This window comes from Mycobacterium sp. TY814, from assembly GCF_030755175.1.
Lineage (GTDB): Bacteria > Actinomycetota > Actinomycetes > Mycobacteriales > Mycobacteriaceae > Mycobacterium.
Map to the genome: position 1 here is coordinate 243,914 of NZ_JAUFRY010000005.1, position 19,378 is coordinate 263,291.

The window sequence follows — 19,378 nt, forward strand, 5'->3', positions numbered from 1 at the left end:
CTAAGAGATCAGGTGCTGGATCCAGAGGGTGAAGCGGTTCCAGTACTCGACGATCCAGTGCATCACCACACCATCGGTGCGAGACACCCACAGCACGACGATGATCGCGATCAACATGGTGAGCGCGAGCAGCGCAATGGCACCGCCGGAGATGTGGTTGCGATACAGAGTGGCAACCGCTTTCGCGTCGACCAGCTTCTCCCCCACCCGCAGCCGGGTGAGGAACGTCGAGGGGTTGCTCTGCGAACGCGTCCGGTCGAAGAAGGTCTCGATGTTGGCGGTGTGCCCGGCGGTCACCAGGAGCGCGGCGCCGTGGTGATCGGCCAGCAGCAGAGCCAGGTCGGTGGCAGAGCCGGCGGCCGGGAAGGTCATGGCACCCACCCCGAGGTCCTGGATGCGTTCCAGGCCGGCGGCGTGTCCGTCGGCGTCGGCGGGCAGTACCACCTGGGCACCGCATTTGAGAACTTCGGCGCTGATCTGGTCGGGGTCGCCGACGATGAGCTGGGGACGGTAACCGGCCTTGCGCAGCACGTCGGCTCCCTGTCCGACGCCGACCAGGACGGGTTGGTACTCCTTGATGAACGGCTTGAGGGACTTCAGGTCCTCTTCGGCGCTTGGTTCTTCGGAGACGATGACCACGTGCCGGCGGCGCATGTCGACGTCGATGTCGGGAATGCCGATGCCGTCGATCAGCAGCGGGCTCTCGCTGCGGATGAACTCAATGGTGTTGCCCGCGAACGCTTCCAGGTGAGCGGCCAGCCCGCTCTTGGCCTCTCGCATGAGGTCGGCGATGTCGTGGTCGGTGCGCTCGGTGCCGCGGATCAGGCGGCGGTCCCCGGAGTAGACGCCGCCTTCATAGAGGCGGATCTTGGATCCGTCCTTGACCTTCTTGAAGATCTCGGGCCCGGTCTCGTCGATGAGGGTGACCCCGTTGTTGACCAGGACCTCGGGGCCCAGGTTGGGGTAGCGGCCCGAGACGGACGGGGATGCGTTGACGACGGCGGCGATGTCAGCTTCCACCAGTGCGTCGGCGGTGATGCGGTCGAGGTCGAGGATGTCGAGGACCACGATGTCGCCGGGGCACACCCTGCGCAGCAGTCGGTCGATATTCCGGTCCACTCGGGCGGTGCCCACGAGTCCGGGCCGGACGGTGTTGCGAGATAGAAGCGCTGACATCTTCATGGGAGCCGATTCTGTCGGCGATAGACGGCTGCATCGGGGAGGCGCGCCGTAACATCTGCCTCAGAAGTTATAAAGCGTCACATCTGTCACATCTTCATCGCGGGTTGGTTGCGAGGGTTTGGGCACGCCGCGCGTCTGCAGCCCGAGCGTGCGTGTCTGCACAACGACACGCCGCTGCAGCTGGCATTGAGCGCACGCTCACCCCAGACCAAGCCGCGCCCGGCCCCCGCCGGCGCGGGCTTACGCCACAGGTAACTACGCGCGGTCGGTCTGCGCGGTCTCGAGTAGTTCGCGAGCGTGCGCGCGGCCGCTGTCGGACTCCCCCAGCCCGGCCAGCATCCGGGCCAGCTCGGCCACCCGGTCCTCGCTGCTCAGACGGCGAACGCCACTGGTGCCCTTTGGTCCCTGGCTGTGCACCACCAGGTGCACGTCGGCGTAGGCCGCAACCTGCGGCAGATGCGTGACGACGATGACCTGGTGGGTGCGGGCCAGCCGGGCCAGCCGTCGACCGATCTGAACAGCCGCGTAGCCACCCACGCCGGCATCGACCTCGTCGAACACCATCGTGGTGCCGGTGGCCGAAGCCGACAGCACCACTTCCAGCGCCAGCATCACCCGCGACAGCTCACCGCCCGAAGCGCTCTTGGCCAACGGCAGCACCGACATGCCGCGGTGCGCGGCGAAGCCGAACTCCACCACATCGATTCCGTCGGTGCCGACGCGAGCCGGTTCACCGTCGGGCAGGATCAGCGCGGACGGGTCGTGCGGATCGGCGGTATCGGTACTGACGCCGATCGTGAAATCCGCGTTGTTCATCGCCAGGCCGGCAAGCTCCGCGGTGACCTCTTTGGCCAGCTTCTTGGCGGCCCTACGCCTGATCTTGCTGAGATCGATTGCGGCTTGGCCTAATTCGCGCCCGAGTTCCTCGACCCGGCGTTCCAACGCGGCCAGACCTTCTTCGGACACGTCGAGCTGCGCCAGCCGGTCGCGTGAATCCTGCGCCCACTGCAGCACACCGTCGATGTCGGCGGCATACTTGCGGGTCAGCGTGCGCAGTTGCGCCTGGCGGGCCAGTTTGGCGTCCAGTGCGCTGGCGTCGGTCGGCAGCGCCTCGAGGTAGTCACCCAATTCGCCGACCGCGTCGATCACTACCGTCAGCGCGCCGCCGATCTGGTCGCCCAGTGCCCGCAGCCGGGCATCGCCCGTCGATTCCAGTGCGCCCCGGGCGCGCCCCAGAGCGTCGGCCGCCCCGAACGCCTCGTCGGACGAACTGGAGAGCACCTCGCGGGCCGAGGCAGCGGCTTCGCGCAGAGTGTCCAGTTCGGAGAGCCGGACGATATCGGCGACCAGCGCTTCGTCTTCCCCCGGTTGCGGGTCGACGGTGTCAATCTCGTTGAGCGCGAACTTGAGTCGATCGGCTTCCTGAGCGATTTCGCGGGTCCGGTCCCGCCGGTCGGTGAGGTCGCGCCGGGCCGACAGCCACGCTTCCCGCAGTTTGCGGTAGCGCTCCAATGCGGCGCCGGTTGCCGCGAACCGGTCCAGCGCGCCGCGTTGCTCGTCGGGGCGCATCAGCCGCAGCTGGTCATTCTGCCCGTGCAGCGCCAACAGCTGAGTGGTGAAGCCGCTCAACGACTTCGCCGGCACGCTGCGGCCACCGAGGTAGGCGCGTGAGGGGCCGTCGCGGCTCACGGTGCGCAAGGCGATCACACTGCCGTCCTCATCGCGCTCCGCGCCGCAGGTGTCCAGGATCTCGTCGAGCCCCGCGGTGACCGCGTCGTCGACGTCGGATGTGGTGAAACGGCCCTCGACCACAGCACGCTCGGATCCCGACCGCACCCGCGTCGCATCGGCACGCGCGCCGCCGAGCAGATGCAGTCCGGTGACCACCATGGTCTTGCCGGTGCCGGTTTCACCGGTCAGCACCGTCAGCCCGCGATCGAACTCGGCGGTCGCAACGCTGATTGCACCCAGCGCCTCGATGCGAATCTCGTTGAGCACCGGCTACTTCCCGCGCCAACCCGTCACCGGCAACCGGAACTTGGTCACCAACCGGTCGGTGAACGGTGCGCTGTCCAGGCGCACCCACTTCACCGGCGTGGCAGAGCGCGTGACCTCGAGCCGGCTGCCGGCCGGCACCCGCATGTCCCGACGGCCGTCGCAGAACACCAGCGCGTCGTGACCTTCGGCCTCGATTTCGACCGCGATGGCGGCGTCTGGACTGGTGACCATCGGACGGCCGAACAGGGCGTGAGCGTTGTTGGGCACCACCAGAATTGCTTCCAGGTCCGGCCACAACACGGGTCCGCCTGCGGAGAACGCGTACGCAGTGGATCCGGTCGGCGTGGACACCAGCACGCCGTCGCAGCCGAACGTCGAAACGGGCCGGCCGTCTATTTCGACGACGACGCCCAGGACGCCGAGTCGGGGGCCTTTTTCCAGGCTGGCTTCGTTGAGCGCCCAGCCCGCAGCGATCACCTCGCCGCCCTGGCGCACCACGACGTCGAGTACCAGCCGGTCTTCCACCCGATAGTCCTGCGCGACAACGTGGTCGAGCACGGTGTCGATGTTCTCGGCCTCGGCTTCGGCGAGGAAGCCGATGCGGCCCAGGTTGACCCCCAGCACCGGAATGCCCGCATTGCGGGCAAGTTCGGCCGCCCGCAGGAACGTGCCGTCACCACCCAGCACCAGCACCAGCTCGCAACCCTCAGCGGCCATCGGGTCGGCGTCGACGACCTCGATATCGACACCCAGCACCCGCATGTCGTTGGGACTCAGCCGCAACGAGCCCTTGTCGACCGCCTCCGCGGACAAAGCTCGGAGCCCGATACCCTTGTCTTCCAATACTTTCTCGACGCGTCGGGCGGTCTCGGTCGCTTCGTCACGGCCGGAGTGGACAACCAGCAGAACGGTACGTTCGGTCACTTCGGGCTACTTTCCAAATGCCCGACGCCAACTCGGGGCGTTCCGCCCCGCATCGTCGTCGGGCTTACCCCCAATTGCCCGACTTCTCCTCGGGGCGTTCCGCCCCGCATCGTCGTCGGGCCGTCACTCACCGCGCGCTGGACCGCCCCGACGAGCTCATCGCCGGCCAGCCCGCGATCGGTCCGGGCACGCAGCCACAGAAAATACTCGACGTTGCCCGACGGCCCAGGCAGCGGGCTGGCCGTCACGTCGACGGTGCGCCAGCCGAGCTCAGCGGCGCGACGCGAGACTGCCAGCACCGCATCGGCGCGCAACTGTGGGTCGTGGACCACCCCGCCGGCACCGACCTGGCCCTTGCCTACCTCAAACTGCGGCTTCACCATCGGAACGATATCGGCGTCGGGAGAAGCGCAACCAACCAGCGCGGGCAACACGGTCGCCAACGAGATGAATGACAGGTCGGCGACCACCAGGTCGACGGTCCCGCCGATCTTCTCAGGGGACAGGTCACGCACGTTGGTGCGTTCCACGACGACCACGCGAGGGTCGCTGCGCAGCGACCACGCCAGCTGCCCATAGCCGACATCGGCGGCGATCACCTGCGCGGCGCCACGGTCCAGCAGCACCTCGGTGAACCCGCCGGTCGAGGCACCCGCATCCAGGCAGCGCCGGCCCTCGACCGTCACTCCGAACGCGTCCAGCGCACCAATAAGCTTGTGCGCTCCCCGCGACACCCAGGAGCGTTCGCCGTCGTCGGCCACCGTCAGCGCCGCAGTGATCGCCACGGAGGTGGCCGGCTTGACCGCGGGCAGCCCGTCGATTCGCACCCTGCCGGCGCCGATCAACTCCGCGGCCTGTTGCCGGGAGCGCGCCAGACCTCGCCGCACCAACTCGGCGTCGACGCGAGCACGCCGGGGCATGCTGTCACTCAGCCCTTCTCCGCCGACTCCAGCGCCCGCAGCAACACGTCGTGCGCCTCGGAGAGGCGGCGGGCGATGTCTTCGAGCTCCTCGAGGGACGGTCCGGTGGCCGCGTCAGCGTTGTCAGGCAGCTGGGCCACCAGAGATTCGATTTCCGCGCGGATCTGCTCAGGATCGATAGTCATTGCGCTCCTACGGTAGTCACCGGCTACTCGCCGTGCATCAGGGACCAGCGGTCCAGGGCGTCGCGGGCCTGTTCGTCGCCGGCTTCGATCTGCACCGGGCCCGCCGCCTCCCAGATGGCACTGGCGACGGCGCGGACGATCGCGAGGTCGTCGTCCTGGTGGTCGGCGGTGGCCGTCACGGTCGCCACCGCGTCCACGACCTCGACCTGCCAGCCCGGCTTGGGTCCCACCTTCAACAGCGTGCCGTCCTGGTGCAGCGACCGCAGGTCGTACCCGATATAGGTAGGTCGCTGCGCGGGTTCGGCGAAGACGGCGTCCCGGGCGGAGTTCACTCCGGTGAGCACCATCAGGCTGGGCAGCTCGGCTGAATTCGCGCCTTCGATGTCGGTGTCGAGCCGGTCACCCACGACCAGCGGCGCCGTGAAATCGCCACGGCCGATCGCGTCCTTCATCAATTGAGGCCCTGGTTTGCCGGCCACCTGCGGCTGCTCACCGGTGGCCGCCCGCAGGGCCGCCACCAGAGATCCATTGCCGGGCAACAATCCTCGCTCGGTCGGCAGGGTGACGTCGACGTTGGCCGCCACCCACAACGCACCCGCCCGGATGGCCAGTGCGGCCTCGGCCAGGTCGGGCCAGCCGATAGTCATGGAAAGGCCCTGTACGACGGCGTCCGGTTCGTCTTCGAAACGACGGACCGGACGCAAACCCGCGGTGGTGATCTCGTCGGCCAATGCGTCGGTGCCGACGATCAGCACCTTCGAACCCGGTGGCAACTGCGCAGCGAGCAGGTGGGCCGCACTTTGGGCGCTGGTGACGACGTCGTCGCTGCCGGCGGTGAAGCCGAGGTCGCGCAGATGCGCGGCGACTTCGTCGGCGGTGCGGGACGCGTTGTTGGTGACGAACAGCTTGCGGCTGTCTATCGCGTCCAGCGAATCCACGGCACCCTCGGTGGGCTGATGGCCGCGAAAGACTGTTCCGTCGAGGTCGAGTAGCAGGCAATCATATTGCCGCGCAATGCTATTCATCTCAGCCAAGTTCGCTGACCCGGTCTTCGGCATCGGTGATGCCCTCGATGTCGGCGGCCGCCGAACGCAGGAACCACTGCAGTGCTTCCTCGCCGCGTCCAAGCGCCAGCAGCGTTTCAGCGTAGGCATAGAACAGTCGGGCGGCCGTCGAGCCGGTGCGGGTCGGGTCGAGCTGCGGGGTGGACAACACGGTCAGTGCCTGATCGAGCTGGCCGAGGTCGGCGCGGGCACCGGCGGCGACGATGCGCAATTCGTCAGCGTCGTCACCGGTGAGCTCGGCAGCCTCGGGTCCGCGCGCCAGGTCGATCGCGCGCTGCGGGCGGCCGAGGCCGCGCTCGCAGTCGGCGATCAGAGCCAGCAACGGGGACTTGCTGCCCATCCGCCGGGCGGCACGGAATTCGGCCAGCGCCTGGCCCCAGTCGCCGCAGTGGTACGCGGCGATGCCTACCGCCTCACGAACCGCGGCGATCCGGCTGGCACGAGCGCGGGCCGCGCGGGCATGGCTGAGGGCGGCCTCGGGGTCTTCGTCGAGCAGACCACCCGCGGCGACGAGATGCCGGGCCACCGCGTCTGCAGTGGCCCGGTCCAGCGTGGTCAGCTCACGTCGCACATCGGGCGCCAGTTGCCGGGCCTCGATATCCGCGGGAATCGGCGGTCCGGCGGGGGCGGCATCGGCCTGCGGTTGTGCCGGTCGTGCCCGGCCCGGTCCCGATCGTCGCGGCACGCCGTTGGACCCGGACCGCGGTCGCCGCTCGCTGCTACGACCGCGCCTGTCATCGACCACCCGCTAGAGGTTACGGGTACGGCCGCTGCACTCATAATCTGCGGTCCTGTCGGCGCTGTGCCGGGCAGCGCTGCTACCAGCGCATTTCATGACTTTTATACTTCGCCTCACGCTCGCTGCCCAGCGTGAGCCATGCCTTTTGTCAGCGTGCTCCCCGAATTCGTGGCAGCGGCGATCAGTTCGTCGATCGGTGCCACCGATGTCACGGCCGCACTCTCCACGTCCGCGTTCGCTCAGCGGCTGTCGATGAGGTGTCGGTGCCGGTTGCGGCGTTGTCCGGTGGTCATGGTGTGCAGTATCAGCTGGTCAGTGCTCCGGTGCGGGCTTGCAGCACTAGTTCGTGGCCACGTTGAGCAATAGCTCGAGCGCCTACGCCGCCACCCCCGGTGGTGACAGCGGCAGCGCCGGCCGGCTCTACGGCAACGGCGGCAGCACCGGCCGTTTCGGATCCGCCGACCATGCCGGGTATTGGCACTAGGCCTGCAGCCGGTGCGGCAGCATCGGGGAGATCAGGGCCGGGCAGTAGGTCGCAATCGCGACGATGGTGAACGCGGCCGCCCGCTCCCGCGGCAGATTGTTGAGCTCGGCCATCTCGGACACGATGGAGTCGAACGATCCACCGGGCGAGAGCGCCTTGGGACAAACCGAGCGGCCCAGCGCTACCGCAGTGGCGGGCTGGCTGTACGGCACGCCCGCGTTGGTGAGCGCGTTCAGGAACGCGTTTCCCAGCATGTCGGCATGGATCGGTGCCGCGACCGTGGCCGACACTCCGAACACTCCGGTGGCCAGAGCCAGGAGCCTGAGGGCGATCGCGGGTGCGGTCATCGTGACAACAGTGCTGAACAACTGTCACATTCGCAACACGGTGAGGTAAAGCTTTGCCCACTAGCGCGTTTCGATGCCGCCTTTCCGGGCGGCCGCGACCTAACGCACGCGCTGTCCCCCGTTCGGTGGACACGCGGCTCATGCCGACGGCGGACCCGGATTTCCGCCGCCGATCAGCCGGCAGTGGGATACCGCGGCGACCCGGCGCAACCAAGAATTTGTCTCGAACGAAATCACAACCACGAGAGGACCGCCCGATGGCCTACGAGACCCTGTTCTGCGAAACCGAGAACGTCTACTCCGCGCCTGCCTTCCACGCCGGCGACGCCGAGTGATCTGAGCCCAGCCTGTCGGCGGAATCCCGCTTGTCCGCCAGACCAACCCCACAACACCGACGAAAGGTCATCCACGTGTCCCACGAGATCCTGTTCCACGAGAACGAGTGCGCCTATTCCATGCCGTTCTTCACGGTGGCCGACGCCACCGAATGACCAGACTCCCAGCGGGGTCTCATCGCATCCCCTCCCCCTCCCCTCGCGATGAGATCCCGCTGGACTTTTCCTGTCCAACCGAACCGAATGCCCACCGTTGATGCCCTTACTCAGTAGCGTGAAGCCCATGTCAGAACTGCCGGGCACCGGCACCGGGCGAATCACCGGCCCGGATTGGTCACATTGGCCCGCACGGGTATTGGGCCACGCCGATCCGCTCCGGATCGGTCACCACGCGGGCACCCACCGCATCATCTCTCCCGACCAGACCTGGGCGGCGATCCAGCCGCTGCTGATGACGGCCGGCATCACCCGCGTCGCCGATCTCACCTGGCTCGACGATCTGGGGATCCCCACCGTGCAGGCGGTGCGCCCGGCATCGCTGACGCTTTCGGTAAGCCAGGGCAAGGCCACCACGTACCGGGCCGCGCAGGTCTCCGCGGCCATGGAGTCCCTGGAGAACTGGCACGTCGAGAACATCAAGCCTGATCTATTGTCAACGCCCACAACGCAACTGACCGACGCACTGACCTATGACCCGGCCGATCTCAATCGCCCCGCCGGCAGTTTCTACCACCCCGGCGCCAAGCTCGACTGGATGATTGCAACGACCCTGCTGACCGGTCGCCGAACCTGGGTGCCCTGGCTGGCCACCGTCGTGAACATCTCGGTGAACGACTCTTGGGGGCCACCGATTTTCGGGATGGACACGACGGGACTGGCCTCGGGCAACAGCTATCACGAGGCCACCCTGCACGGTCTCTACGAGATCATGGAGCGCTACGGCATGGCCGCCGCGCAGCCCGGTTCCACCTTGTTCGAGGTGCCGATCGAGGATGTCATGCGCTCGGAGTGCGCTGAACTGGTGGAGATGATCCACCGTGCGGGCAGCGAAGTGCAGGTCGCCCGGATGGACGTCTGGGACGGCTTCTACTGCTTCGCCGCCGAGATCACCTCACCGATGATGGAGATCCCATTCAGCGGCAGCGGTCTGCATCACGACCCCAATGTCGCTCTGTCCCGGGCGATTACCGAAGCCGCGCAGTCACGCCTGACAGCGATCAGCGGAGCACGTGAGGATCTGCCCTCGGCGATCTACCACCGATTCGCCCGCGTCCACACCTTCGCACCCGCCCGCAAGTCGATGCAATCCATGCCCGAAGGCGATCCCACGCCGTGGCACGTCGCCAGCACCGACTCGCTGAATGAACTGCTCGCTTCGGCGGCAACGGCCGTGACGTCGGTAGCCGGCGCCGAACCCCTTGCGGTGGTGTGCGACTTTCCGCAAGCCTGCGTCCCGGTCGTCAAGGTGATCGCACCCGGCATGTCGGCGACGGTGCAGTCGCCACTGCGCACCCCACTGCAGGAGCACTCATGACCGCCACGGCCCGGATCGTCGTCACCGCGGGTCCGACGATCGCCACCGAGGACATCCATGCGGTGATTCCGCACGCTGAAGTGGTGCCACCGATTTCGTTCGGCGACGCTCTGCGCTACGGGTTGGCGCCCGGCGACACCCTGCTGATCGTGGACGGCCTCTTCTTCCAGAGCGCGTCGGTGCGGCACAAGGAACTGCTGACCCTGATGGACGACGGCGTGCGCGTGGTCGGTTCATCGAGCATGGGTGCGCTGCGGGCCGCAGAGCTGCACCCGTTCGGCATGGAGGGCTACGGCTGGGTTTTCGAGGGATACCGCGACGGCATCATCGACGCCGACGACGAAGTCGGCATGGTGCACGGTGACCCGGAAGACGGCTACCCGGTCTTTGTGGACGCCCTGGTCAATATCCGCCAGACCGTCGCGCAGGCAGTGACAACCGGCGTCCTGACGGCGGCGACGGGGGACCAACTCATCGATACCGCCCGCCGTACACCCTTCACCCAACGCACCTGGAACCGTCTGCTGGAATCCGCCGATGTCCCGGAAAGGGCCGTGCTGGCAAAGCAATTGAAGTCCATGCGGATCGACATCAAGCACGCCGACGCAGTGCTGGCACTGCAGGAGGTGATCCGCGGGCCGAGATATGTGGCGGTGCGTCCCGGTCCTCCGCCGACCGTGTGGTCGGAGCGCTGGCGGCAACGGTGGGCCCCGCCGACACCAGTCGAGGTGACACCCGGAGGCGACGACGTCGTCGACATCCTGGACATCGACGTCCTTTCGCTGCTGAGCGTGTGCGCCACCGACCGCTGGGCCTACCGCCCCGCCCTGGAGCAGGTGGCCGCCTGGTATTGGAACCTGACCAATCCCGGCGATGAGGGCAGCGTGCGCGACCGTGCAGCGCGGGCGGTCGCCGGCATCGGGGTCGACGACTACGAGCGAGCGCTGGAAACGATCGCCCACCGCTATGCGGTCGCATCGGGAATCATCGATGCCTCAGGCTTCCCCGAACATGTTCGTGCACATTGGCTTACCGACGAAGAGATGCAGAAGTTCGCCGACGACCCCGTCGCGGTCTCGGCGCGATTGACCACCCGCACCCTGTTCTTCACCCGGTCGCTGCCGGCAATCCAGCACTTCCTGGAGTTGCTGCGCACCGATCCCCGGTTGCCCGATTGGCGTGCAATGGCCGCGCAGGCATTGGCCCGTCGCGACGAACTGTCGCGGCAGAAGCCGAATCTGAACTTGCACCGGCCCGACCCCGTTCAGCTGAAGCGGCTGTTCAGCATGCGCTGGGGCACGCAGGTGGACCACATCGAACTCGCGCAACGGGGGCTGATGACCAACGACGCGTTCTACAACGCGGCAAGCCTGTTCGCCGTGTCGGCGGCCGACGACCAACTGCCCTCGATCGAAGTCGGCGCCTTGGGTGGCCCCGCCTAAACCTTCTCCACTCCCGCGACATTCCGCTTGCCCCGGCGCAGCACCAGCCACCGGCCATGCAGGAAATCGGTTGATTGCGGCGACCATTCTTCGCTGCCGACGCGAATGTTGTTGACCGACACGCCACCTTCGCCGATGGTGCGCCGCGCAGCTTTGCGACTCTCCGAAAGACCGCTGGCCACAAGCAGATCCACGATCCCGTCCGGCTCACCGGGTTTGAGCTCCGCCACGGACGTCTCACGCAGTGCCGCCGACAGGGTGGCCTCGTCGAGCCGGTCCAACTCCCCCTGCCCGAACAGCGCCCGGCTGGCGTGCTGGACGGCTTCGGTGGCGGCCTCGCCATGCACCAGGGTGGTCAGTTCGGCGGCCAGCCGGCGTTGGGCCGCCCGCTGATGCGGCCGCTCCGCCGTCGCCTGCTCGAGCTCGGCGAGTTCGTCGGCCGACAGGAACGTGAACCAGCGCAGGTAGCGGATCACGTCGGCGTCGGCGGTGTTCACGAAGTACTGGTACCAGGCGTACGGACTGGTCATCTGCGGATCCAGCCACAGGCTCCCGCCGCCGGTGGACTTGCCGAACTTCTTGCCGTCGGCCGAGGTCACCAGTGGCACGGTGAGCGCATGCACTGCGGCACCGAGCTTTTGGCGCACCAGCCGAACGCCGGCGATGATGTTGCCCCACTGATCCGACCCGCCGATCTGCAGCGAGCAGCCGTGCCGCCGGTGCAACTCGACGTAGTCGTTGGCCTGCAGCAGCATGTAGCTGAACTCGGTGTAGGAGATGCCCTCGCCCTCCAGGCGGCGGCGCACGGTGTCGCGATCCAGCATGACGTTGACCGAGAAGTGCTTGCCGATGTCGCGCAGGAATTCGATGGCCGACAGCGCGCCGGTCCACTCCAGGTTGTTCTCGACGATCGCACCCGTCGGCGAATCGTCGAAGTCGACGAAGCGCTCCAGTTGTCCCCGGATCCGTTCGGACCATTCGGCGACCGTGTCGGCTTCCTGCAGGCTGCGCTCCCCGACCTCGCGCGGGTCGCCGATCATGCCGGTCGCCCCGCCCGCCAGCACGATCGGGCGGTGCCCGGCGCGCTGGAAGCGGCGCAACGCCAGCAGCGGCACCAGATGTCCGGCATGCAGGCTCGCGGCGGTGGGGTCGAATCCGGCGTAGACGGTCATCGGTCCGCGCTGCGCCTCGGCCGCCAGCGCGTCGAGGTCGGTGGACTGCGCGATCAGCCCACGCCAGCCCAACTCGTCGAGAATCCCGGACGACTCGTTACCCATGGCCCAGATCCTTCCAGTTCGGTGACCGGCCGGTGCGCGCCGGATGGGTTCAGGCTGATTCCAGCCGGTGGCCTGCAGCGGGCGATCGGGTAGGTTGCGGAGGGTTATGGACAACCGCTTCTTCCCGTTGGTCGTAGTGGCGATCATGCTCGCCCTGGGCCTCACCCTCACCGTGGCCGACTTCCAGCGGGCCGCCAAACTGCGCAAGCCCCTTCTGGTCGCCCTGTTGTGTCAATCGGTCCTACTTCCGCTGGTGTGCCTGCTGGTCGCCGAGGCCCTCGATCTGGCGCCGAACCTGGCGGTCGGGTTGATGTTGATGGCGGCCACGCCCGGCGGGCTGCTGGCCAACGTGCTCAGCCATCTGGCCGACGGGGACCTGGCGCTCAACCTGACACTGACGGCCATCAACGCGGTGCTGTCGATTTTCGCGATACCGGCGATCCTGGCGTTGTCGATGACATGGTTCCTGGGCGGAGGCCGGTTCATTCCGCTGCAATTCGACAAGTTCTTCGGGGTGTTCGCGGTAGTGCTAATCCCCACTGCCGTCGGAGTGGCCATCCGCCATCGGTTTCCCGACCTGGCTCAGCGACTGCACAAACCGGTGCGAATCGCCGCGGCGGTCCTGCTGGTGGTCGCCCTGGCCGCCGGGTTAGCCGGTGGTCGGACGACGCTGATGAAGAACTTCGGCGTGCTCAGCCTGGCCGTGGTGTCCTTCTGCGCCCTCAGCCTGACTGTCGGTTACCTCGTTCCCCGGTTGATGCGGTTGGTTCCACGCCAGGCCATCGCGGTGAGCCTGGAGATCGGCCTGCACAACGCCGTGGTGGCGATCGGTATCGCGCTGAGCCCGCAACTGCTCAACAACGCCGATATGGCCACCCCGGCTGCGGTGTACGGCGTACTGGCACCGCTGGTGGCGCTGACGTTCCTGTTCGCCGTGCGCCGGCTGGATCCCGCCTACCGGGGGGCCTCCCGGCGCGGAACCTAGTCGCTAGTACCCGCGGCCGGCGCCCGGGGACTGCGCCGGTAGGCGGACACCTCCGGTCGGCCCGCCAGCCACAGCCGCCACGGCCGGTCGGCGGCCTGGCTGACGCCGACCCGCGGCCCGGCGGTGGGCGTCATCGGCGGGCCGAGCCGCAACGTCACCGGGGCGTCCGGGTCGAACAGGTCAATTCCGTTGTCATCCATAGTGATTCCCAGGGCCGCGCACAGGTTGCCGGGACCCCGGGCCAGCGCCGCCCCCCGCACCGCCGCGCCGCGGCGCGACCGGGCCACGTCGACGCCGTCCTCGATGGCGCATGCCCGCAACAGCACAGCGGCGGCCGTGCCGTCGGGTCCGCACGCGACATTGGCACAGACGTGGATGCCGTGACTGCGGTAGGTGTAGAGCCGCCCGGGCGGACCGAACATCACGGCATTGCGTTCCCGCATCCCCCGGTAGGAATGAGCCGCGGCGTCCGGCCAGGGACCGTCCGGCACGCCGCCGTAGGCCTCGACCTCGACGACCACGGCCGTGACCCCCCTGCCGCTCACGGTGGCGCCGAGTAGCCGGCGGGCGGCCTCGACCGGATCCACCAGCAGCTCGGTAGCGCTCACCACACAGATTCTGCCTGGCTCTTGACAACCCTCCGGCACATGGCGGATATTCATCACATGATGACTTCATCGTATGATGAATTTTCTGGGCCGGCTGTCAACGTCGAGCGGTTGCGGGTGATCAGGGGCAAACATGCGGCGCTGCATGACTTTTCGGTGCGGATCTCGCGCGGCACCATCACCGGGCTACTCGGGCCGTCGGGATGCGGCAAGACAACGCTGATCCGCAGCATCGTCGGCACCCAGATCATCGCCTCCGGCACCGTGACGGTGTTGGGCCGGCCGGCCGGCAGTCCGGCGTTGCGCCGACGGGTGGGATACGTGCCACAGGACCCGACCATCTACCGCGACCTGCGGGTCGTCGACAACGTCCGCTACATCGCGTCGCTGTACGGCTACGACAGTCACGCCGCCGAGGAAGCCATCGAGCGGGTCGGGCTCGCCGAGCACCGCACCGCGTTCTGCGAAAACCTGTCCGGCGGTCAGCGCACCAGAGTGTCACTGGCCTGTGCGCTGGTCTGCCGCCCCGAGCTGCTGGTACTCGACGAGCCGACCGTCGGATTGGATCCGGTACTGCGCGTAGACCTTTGGGGGCAATTCGCGGAGCTGGCCAACGCCGGCACCACTCTGCTGGTCTCCAGCCACGTGATGGACGAAGCCGACCATTGCGCCGACCTGCTGCTGATGCGGGAGGGACGCCTGGTCGCCCACACCACCCCGGCCCAACTACGAGAGGACACCTCATGCACGTCACTGGAGGAAGCGTTTCTGTCCATCATCAGGCGCAACACCGAGCGCCGAGCCGGGTAGGACTGGGCGCGCAGCTGAAGCCGTACACGGCGACCACCGCCAGGATCCTGCGTCAGGTGGCCGCCGATCACCGCAGCGTGGCAATGATCCTCGTGGTGCCCGTGCTGGTGATCACGCTGATGTACTTCATGTTTCAGAATGCTCCGCATCGCCCCGGGTCGCCCAGCCCGTTCAACAACGCCTGCTTGATCATGCTGGGCCTGTTCCCGTTGTTCGTGATGTTCATCATCACGTCGATCACGATGCAGCGTGAGCGGTCCTCGGGAACCTTGGAGCGCATCCTGACCACGCCGCTGCGCAGGCTCGATCTGTTGATGGCCTATGGAACCGCTTTCTCGATCGCCGCAGCGGTGCAGGCGATTGTGGCGTGCGTCGTCTCGTTCTGGCTGCTGGGCTTCTCCACTGCGGGGGCGCCGGTGTGGGTGTTCGTCATTGCGATCGACAATGCCGTCCTCGGAGTGGGCCTGGGCTTGCTGTTCAGCGCCTTCGCCCGCACCGAGTTTCAAGCGGTGCAGTTCATTCCGCTCGTGATGGTGCCCCAACTCCTGCTGGCCGGGGTGATCGTTCCGCGGGCCGCGATGCCGGGCTGGCTGGAGTGGATCAGCAACCTGTTGCCGGCCAGCTACGCGCTGGAGGCGTTGCAGCAGGTGGGGATCCATACCGCACTGTCGGACACCGCGATGCGCGACATGCTGGTGGTGCTGGCGTTCGCCGTCGCATCGCTGTGCCTGGCCGCCGCGACACTGCGCCGGAGGACCCCTTAGCGTGGCCGCCCGACGTCCGGGCCGGCCGGCGGGAAACTCCGACACCCGGGAGCGAATCCTGGTGAGTGCGCGGGAGCTGTTCGCGCTCAACGGCATTGACCGGACTTCCATCCGGGCGGTGGCCAGGGGAGCCGGCGTCGATTCCGCTCTGGTCCATCACTATTTCGGCACCAAAGAGCAGTTGTTCGCCGCGGCGATCCACATCCCGATCGACCCCATGCAGGTGATCGGACCGTTGCTGGAAGTCCCGGTCGAGGAGCTCGGGCTCAAGCTGCCCTCGCTGTTGCTGCCGCTGTGGGACTCCGAGTTGGGCGCGGGGCTGATCGCCACCCTGCGGTCGCTGATCGCCGGTGACGACGTGGGGCTGGCCCGCTCGTTTCTCGAGGAGATCGTCGGCGGTGCCGTGGGTTCGCGCGTCGACGATCCCCCGGGAACCGGCAAGCTGCGCACCCAGTTCGTCGCTTCTCAGCTGATGGGCGTGGTGGTGGCGCGCTACATCATCAAGGTCGAGCCGTTCGCGTCGCTGCCCATTGAGCAGATCGTGGCGACGATCGCGCCCAACCTGCAGCGCTATCTCACCGGTGACCTGCCGGGTCTCACGCCGTGAGCCGGGCGTGCTCCTCGTCGTCGACGTCGCGCGCCTCGTCGACCAGCAGGACGGGGATGCCGTCGTCGATACGGTAGGCGCGGCGCAGCCGCGGGTTGTAGAGCTCCCGGCCCTCGTTCACCAGTAGCAGCGGCCCGCGATCGGCCGGGCACACCAGGATGTTCAGCAGGGTGTCGTCAAGCATCGGCATTTACTTGCTTTCCGCTGAGCTCGGCGCGGGCCGTCGGGGTCAGCTTTCGAAATTCGTTGTTGGCGGCGTCGAAGTACCATGCCTGACGCCCGGACTTCGGGATTCCGGCCGCCCGCAGGGCGCTCACGGTCGGCCGGTAGGTCGCGCTGAGCGTCAGCTTAGGCACCACGTGCACGATGTCAGGTCCGAGCCCGACCGGCATGCTCTCGACCGCCTCGGTCAGGTCGGCGGCGGTGATGGTCGCGCCGGGCCGCAGCGTCACCGCCGCCACCGCCAACTGCCGGTCGCCGACCGAGACGCCGTAGGTCACGGCCAGGTCGACGGCGCTGATCAGGCCCAGCGCGTCGACGACCGGCTCCGCATAGACCATGCCGCGCACCGTGCGGATGACGGCGCCGCGGCGGCCGGCCAGCCAGAAGTCGCCGTCCTCGTCGCGCCGGAACAGGTATTCGGTCGAGATCCAGGTGTCGGCGGGAGCGAACACGCCACGCTTGACCGATGCGGTCGGGTCGATCGGACCGCGTGACTGCGCGAGCAGCACTCCAATCTGGTTGGGCGCGGCCACCTGCACGAAACCGTCATCGTTCTCCAGGATCAGATCGTTCTCCGGGTCGTAGGCGCCCAGTTCGACGCGACCGGCCCCCGGCAGCGGACGGCCCTTGCTGCCGACCTTTGCGCCCGACACGTTGGCGAGCACCGCCTGCCCGTCGGTGGTGGCGAAGAACTCCACGACATGGGCGGGCGCGAACGCGTCGACGACGCGCCCCCACAGGCCGGTCGGCATGCCCGAGCCGATGAACAGCCGTACCGGATGGTTGCCGTGCAGCCCGAACTCCGGGTCGTCCACGACGTCTCGCAACATCGCCCAGGTGTAGGACACCACCGTGACGCCGTACTGGCGGATCTCGGCGACGAACCGGTCCGGCCGCAGGCTGCGGGACAGCGCGATGCGGGTGCCACCGACCACCGCGCCGCCCAGGCTCACCAGCAGGGCGGATTCGTGGTGCAGCGGGGTCAGGCAGTACACGGTGTCTTTGCGGTCCAGTGCGGCCGTCGAAGCGGTTCCGAACGCCGACAACGCCCACCGGAAGTTCGTGATCTGCTTGGCGACCAGTTCGCCTCCGGCCGCGTTGAACGCGATGAAAGCCAGGTCCCGGGCAAAACCCGGGTTTGCGCGATACCAGGCGGGCATCTGTACCGCGTCGGGGTCGATCTGTTCCATATCGATGACGTCCGCGTCGTCGGGCAGGTGCAGATCGCGCGACTCACCACCGCCCAGCACCAGGATCTGCCCCGGGAGTTGGCGCGCCGCTTCGAGATTGGTGGGGTCGGTCAGGATCTCGCTGACTGCGCCCAGGCGAACCTGCGCGGCCAGGTCGACGTCCTCGCGCATCAGCACGGCCACCCCGCCCAGCCGGGACAGTGCGGCGATGGCGACCAGAGCGCTGGGCCGGGTCGCCATCAGCACACCCACCCGGTCGCCCTGGCGCACACCGACTTCGATCAGGCCGCGCACGACGTTGTTGATGCGCTTGTTGACCGCCTCGTAGGTGTGCACGCGGCCGTCGAACAATAGGAACTCGCCTTGCGGTGCATCGTGGGCCTGCTCATCGATGATGCGTCCCAACGAAATTCGGGTGTGATCGTTGAGCTGGCCGAGTCGCGCGAGCCGCGGCAGCGTGCGCACGGTCTCGACTGCCAGGGTGCGCATGGAGCGGTTGGCCGCCACCACAGCGTCCGCCGCACCGCGGGCCAGCGCGAGCGCCGCCTCGGACACTTCCCCCAGGCCGTGCGCGATGCGCGAGCTGAAGGCCACACCGCTGTCGTTGTGCTCTTCAGACTGCTCCACCATCAGGCTGATGCTGGCCGGTTTGTCGCCGTTGCTGGAGATCCAGCGCACCCACTCGGCGACGGTGGGCCAGCTCTGCAAAGCGGCGCGCGACCCCACCACCAAGCCGAAATGCCCTGTGCGGATCAGACATTCGTACACTTCGGTGTTCGGTGCCGCCCGCCGGATGCCGCGCACCGAGGCGGGCTGACCGATGTCGTCGACCTCACCGACGAACGCCAGGATGGGACAGGTGATGTCGGTCAACGTCACCATCTGTCCGTTGATCGCGAACCCGCCGGTCATCATCCGGTTGTGCGCGATGAACTGCTTGAGCAGTTCCGAGATGGCCGGCCCTGACCAGGCGATCCATCCCTCGCGTTCGAGGAACCTGCGCTGCTGTTCCCGGGGCAGCAGCGCCTCCCGATCATGCAGCTGGCGCACGAAGTCGATGCGGGCCTGAGCCGTCTTGATCGGATCCATCATCTGAAAACCGGTGCGCGCCATCCAGCTTGGAATGTTCAAGCGGTTGAAGACGTGGTCGGCCATGAAATCGGCGACGCCCGGGGCGATGTTCGCCGGAATGCCCATGGGCAGCGCGGCAAGGGTGTCGACCGGCGAGCCGAACGCGACGATGCTCGCCAGGTTCCTCGAGCGCCGGTAGGCCGCGACCTGGTAGCACCACATACCGCCCTGGGAATATCCGACCAGATGCACGTCCTGGCCGGCGGTGTTCTTGACGGTGTCGATGGCCTGGTCGAGAGCGACGATGTGGTCGGCCAGGGTGCGCTGCATGCCGCCCTCGACCTTGTCGGGCGAGCCGAAGTCGATCACCCACGGGTCCAGACCGCTGGCGTGCAGGATGCCCACCGCGCCGTCTTCCCGGGTGACGTCCCACATGTCGGCCGACATCATCATCGGGTGCACCATGAGCACCGGCGGGCCGACCGGCGGCTGGCCGGGGCGATTGTCCGGCGGGAAGTACCGTCGCAGCTTGTACATCGGCACGCTCTCGACGACCTGCGACGGCGACGGGATGCTGCCCGTTTCCAGGCCGCCCAGGCGGAGCACTTCCAGACCGTTCTGAGCGGTGGCTACCAGCCGCTCGACGGGTCGGGTGACCATCGAAAAATTGAGATCCACCACTGCTCCTCA

At 67.6% G+C, this 19,378-nt stretch carries 20 protein-coding genes and 1 pseudogene; 9 read left to right on the forward strand and 12 right to left on the reverse strand.

Annotated elements, in window-relative coordinates; translation table 11 throughout:
• The 7 genes and pseudogenes from steA to QXH22_RS29115 all read right to left on the reverse strand — a co-directional run bounded on the left by steA (position 1) and on the right by QXH22_RS29115 (position 7,018).
• Positions 1–1,182, reverse strand: a complete 1,182-nt coding sequence (steA, locus tag QXH22_RS29085; RefSeq protein WP_306240688.1) for a putative cytokinetic ring protein SteA — start codon at positions 1,180–1,182, stop codon at positions 1–3.
• A 255-nt stretch (positions 1,183–1,437) separates the two neighbouring features.
• Complete coding sequence (recN, locus tag QXH22_RS29090) at positions 1,438–3,180, reverse strand: DNA repair protein RecN (RefSeq protein WP_306277718.1); 1,743 nt, start codon at positions 3,178–3,180, stop codon at positions 1,438–1,440.
• 3 nt (positions 3,181–3,183) lie between these two features.
• On the reverse strand, positions 3,184–4,104 hold the full coding sequence (locus tag QXH22_RS29095; protein ID WP_306277719.1) for an NAD kinase: 921 nt from the start codon (positions 4,102–4,104) through the stop codon (positions 3,184–3,186).
• Positions 4,105–4,220: 116 nt separating this feature from the next.
• Positions 4,221–5,024: pseudogene (locus QXH22_RS29100) on the reverse strand (TlyA family RNA methyltransferase); the annotation flags it as partial.
• A gap of 8 nt (positions 5,025–5,032) precedes the next feature.
• Positions 5,033–5,209, reverse strand: coding sequence for a hypothetical protein (locus QXH22_RS29105; RefSeq protein ID WP_306240691.1), 177 nt, complete (start codon positions 5,207–5,209; stop codon positions 5,033–5,035).
• A gap of 23 nt (positions 5,210–5,232) precedes the next feature.
• Positions 5,233–6,234, reverse strand: coding sequence for an HAD-IIA family hydrolase (locus QXH22_RS29110; protein ID WP_306277721.1), 1,002 nt, complete (start codon positions 6,232–6,234; stop codon positions 5,233–5,235).
• Position 6,235: 1 nt separating this feature from the next.
• Complete coding sequence (locus QXH22_RS29115; protein ID WP_306240694.1) at positions 6,236–7,018, reverse strand: tetratricopeptide repeat protein; 783 nt, start codon at positions 7,016–7,018, stop codon at positions 6,236–6,238.
• A 125-nt stretch (positions 7,019–7,143) separates the two neighbouring features.
• Between QXH22_RS29115 and QXH22_RS30605 the strand changes: the two genes are divergently transcribed.
• Positions 7,144–7,371 carry a PE family protein gene (locus QXH22_RS30605; protein ID WP_371934345.1) on the forward strand — a complete coding sequence of 76 codons (228 nt, stop codon included), beginning with the start codon at positions 7,144–7,146 and terminating at the stop codon, positions 7,369–7,371.
• Positions 7,359–7,496: a hypothetical protein gene (locus QXH22_RS29120; RefSeq protein WP_306277722.1), complete on the forward strand. Its 138-nt coding sequence runs from the start codon at positions 7,359–7,361 to the stop codon at positions 7,494–7,496. The genes QXH22_RS30605 and QXH22_RS29120 overlap by 13 nt, the downstream gene beginning before the upstream one ends.
• Here QXH22_RS29120 and QXH22_RS29125 read toward each other — a convergent pair.
• Positions 7,493–7,843 carry a DUF732 domain-containing protein gene (locus tag QXH22_RS29125; protein WP_306240695.1) on the reverse strand — a complete coding sequence of 117 codons (351 nt, stop codon included), beginning with the start codon at positions 7,841–7,843 and terminating at the stop codon, positions 7,493–7,495. The two genes, QXH22_RS29120 and QXH22_RS29125, sit on opposite strands and share 4 nt — an antisense overlap.
• Before the next feature lie 365 nt (positions 7,844–8,208).
• Here QXH22_RS29125 and QXH22_RS29130 point away from each other — a divergent pair, with 365 nt between their 5' ends.
• The 3 genes from QXH22_RS29130 to QXH22_RS29140 all read left to right on the forward strand — a co-directional run bounded on the left by QXH22_RS29130 (position 8,209) and on the right by QXH22_RS29140 (position 11,154).
• Complete coding sequence (locus tag QXH22_RS29130; protein WP_306277723.1) at positions 8,209–8,334, forward strand: hypothetical protein; 126 nt, start codon at positions 8,209–8,211, stop codon at positions 8,332–8,334.
• Between the two features lie 127 nt (positions 8,335–8,461).
• On the forward strand, positions 8,462–9,712 hold the full coding sequence (locus QXH22_RS29135) for a YcaO-like family protein (RefSeq protein ID WP_306277724.1): 1,251 nt from the start codon (positions 8,462–8,464) through the stop codon (positions 9,710–9,712).
• A complete protein-coding gene (locus tag QXH22_RS29140) occupies positions 9,709–11,154 on the forward strand; it encodes a TfuA-like protein (RefSeq protein WP_306277725.1) in 1,446 nt (481 codons plus the stop codon). The genes QXH22_RS29135 and QXH22_RS29140 overlap by 4 nt, the downstream gene beginning before the upstream one ends.
• On the opposite strand, the gene tyrS is transcribed toward QXH22_RS29140, so the two are convergent.
• On the reverse strand, positions 11,151–12,431 hold the full coding sequence (tyrS, locus tag QXH22_RS29145) for a tyrosine--tRNA ligase (protein WP_306240699.1): 1,281 nt from the start codon (positions 12,429–12,431) through the stop codon (positions 11,151–11,153). The genes QXH22_RS29140 and tyrS overlap by 4 nt on opposite strands.
• A 106-nt stretch (positions 12,432–12,537) precedes the next feature.
• On the opposite strand from tyrS, the gene QXH22_RS29150 reads away from it, so the two are divergent.
• On the forward strand, positions 12,538–13,416 hold the full coding sequence (locus QXH22_RS29150) for a bile acid:sodium symporter family protein (protein WP_306240700.1): 879 nt from the start codon (positions 12,538–12,540) through the stop codon (positions 13,414–13,416).
• Here QXH22_RS29150 and QXH22_RS29155 read toward each other — a convergent pair.
• A complete protein-coding gene (locus QXH22_RS29155) occupies positions 13,413–14,024 on the reverse strand; it encodes a DNA-3-methyladenine glycosylase (RefSeq protein WP_306277726.1) in 612 nt (203 codons plus the stop codon). The genes QXH22_RS29150 and QXH22_RS29155 overlap by 4 nt on opposite strands.
• A 57-nt stretch (positions 14,025–14,081) precedes the next feature.
• Between QXH22_RS29155 and QXH22_RS29160 the strand changes: the two genes are divergently transcribed.
• Genes QXH22_RS29160 through QXH22_RS29170 form a run of 3 tightly spaced genes read left to right on the forward strand, consistent with a single transcriptional unit; the run spans position 14,082 to position 16,205 of the window.
• A complete protein-coding gene (locus QXH22_RS29160; RefSeq protein WP_306277727.1) occupies positions 14,082–14,834 on the forward strand; it encodes an ABC transporter ATP-binding protein in 753 nt (250 codons plus the stop codon).
• A 14-nt stretch (positions 14,835–14,848) separates the two neighbouring features.
• Positions 14,849–15,598 carry an ABC transporter permease gene (locus QXH22_RS29165; protein WP_306277750.1) on the forward strand — a complete coding sequence of 250 codons (750 nt, stop codon included), beginning with the start codon at positions 14,849–14,851 and terminating at the stop codon, positions 15,596–15,598.
• A gap of 1 nt (position 15,599) precedes the next feature.
• Positions 15,600–16,205 (forward strand): TetR family transcriptional regulator, encoded by a 606-nt coding sequence (locus tag QXH22_RS29170; protein WP_306240703.1) that lies wholly within the window; start codon positions 15,600–15,602, stop codon positions 16,203–16,205.
• Here the strand turns inward: QXH22_RS29170 and QXH22_RS29175 are convergent.
• On the reverse strand, positions 16,195–16,389 hold the full coding sequence (locus QXH22_RS29175) for a Trm112 family protein (RefSeq protein WP_306240704.1): 195 nt from the start codon (positions 16,387–16,389) through the stop codon (positions 16,195–16,197). The two genes, QXH22_RS29170 and QXH22_RS29175, sit on opposite strands and share 11 nt — an antisense overlap.
• Positions 16,382–19,369 carry an acyl-CoA synthetase gene (locus QXH22_RS29180; RefSeq protein WP_306277728.1) on the reverse strand — a complete coding sequence of 996 codons (2,988 nt, stop codon included), beginning with the start codon at positions 19,367–19,369 and terminating at the stop codon, positions 16,382–16,384. The genes QXH22_RS29175 and QXH22_RS29180 overlap by 8 nt, the downstream gene beginning before the upstream one ends.
• Between the last annotated feature and the right edge of the window lie 9 nt (positions 19,370–19,378).

Coding starts and splice junctions, on each gene's coding strand:
- steA (WP_306240688.1), bottom strand. CDS start 1,182: ATGAAGATGTCAGCGCTTCTATCTCGCAACACCGTCCGGCCCGGACTC.
- QXH22_RS29105 (WP_306240691.1), bottom strand. CDS start 5,209: ATGACTATCGATCCTGAGCAGATCCGCGCGGAAATCGAATCTCTGGTG.
- QXH22_RS29110 (WP_306277721.1), bottom strand. CDS start 6,234: ATGAATAGCATTGCGCGGCAATATGATTGCCTGCTACTCGACCTCGAC.
- QXH22_RS29125 (WP_306240695.1), bottom strand. CDS start 7,843: ATGACCGCACCCGCGATCGCCCTCAGGCTCCTGGCTCTGGCCACCGGA.
- QXH22_RS29135 (WP_306277724.1), top strand. CDS start 8,462: ATGTCAGAACTGCCGGGCACCGGCACCGGGCGAATCACCGGCCCGGAT.
- QXH22_RS29140 (WP_306277725.1), top strand. CDS start 9,709: ATGACCGCCACGGCCCGGATCGTCGTCACCGCGGGTCCGACGATCGCC.
- tyrS (WP_306240699.1), bottom strand. CDS start 12,431: ATGGGTAACGAGTCGTCCGGGATTCTCGACGAGTTGGGCTGGCGTGGG.
- QXH22_RS29150 (WP_306240700.1), top strand. CDS start 12,538: ATGGACAACCGCTTCTTCCCGTTGGTCGTAGTGGCGATCATGCTCGCC.
- QXH22_RS29160 (WP_306277727.1), top strand. CDS start 14,082: ATGATGACTTCATCGTATGATGAATTTTCTGGGCCGGCTGTCAACGTC.
- QXH22_RS29175 (WP_306240704.1), bottom strand. CDS start 16,389: ATGCTTGACGACACCCTGCTGAACATCCTGGTGTGCCCGGCCGATCGC.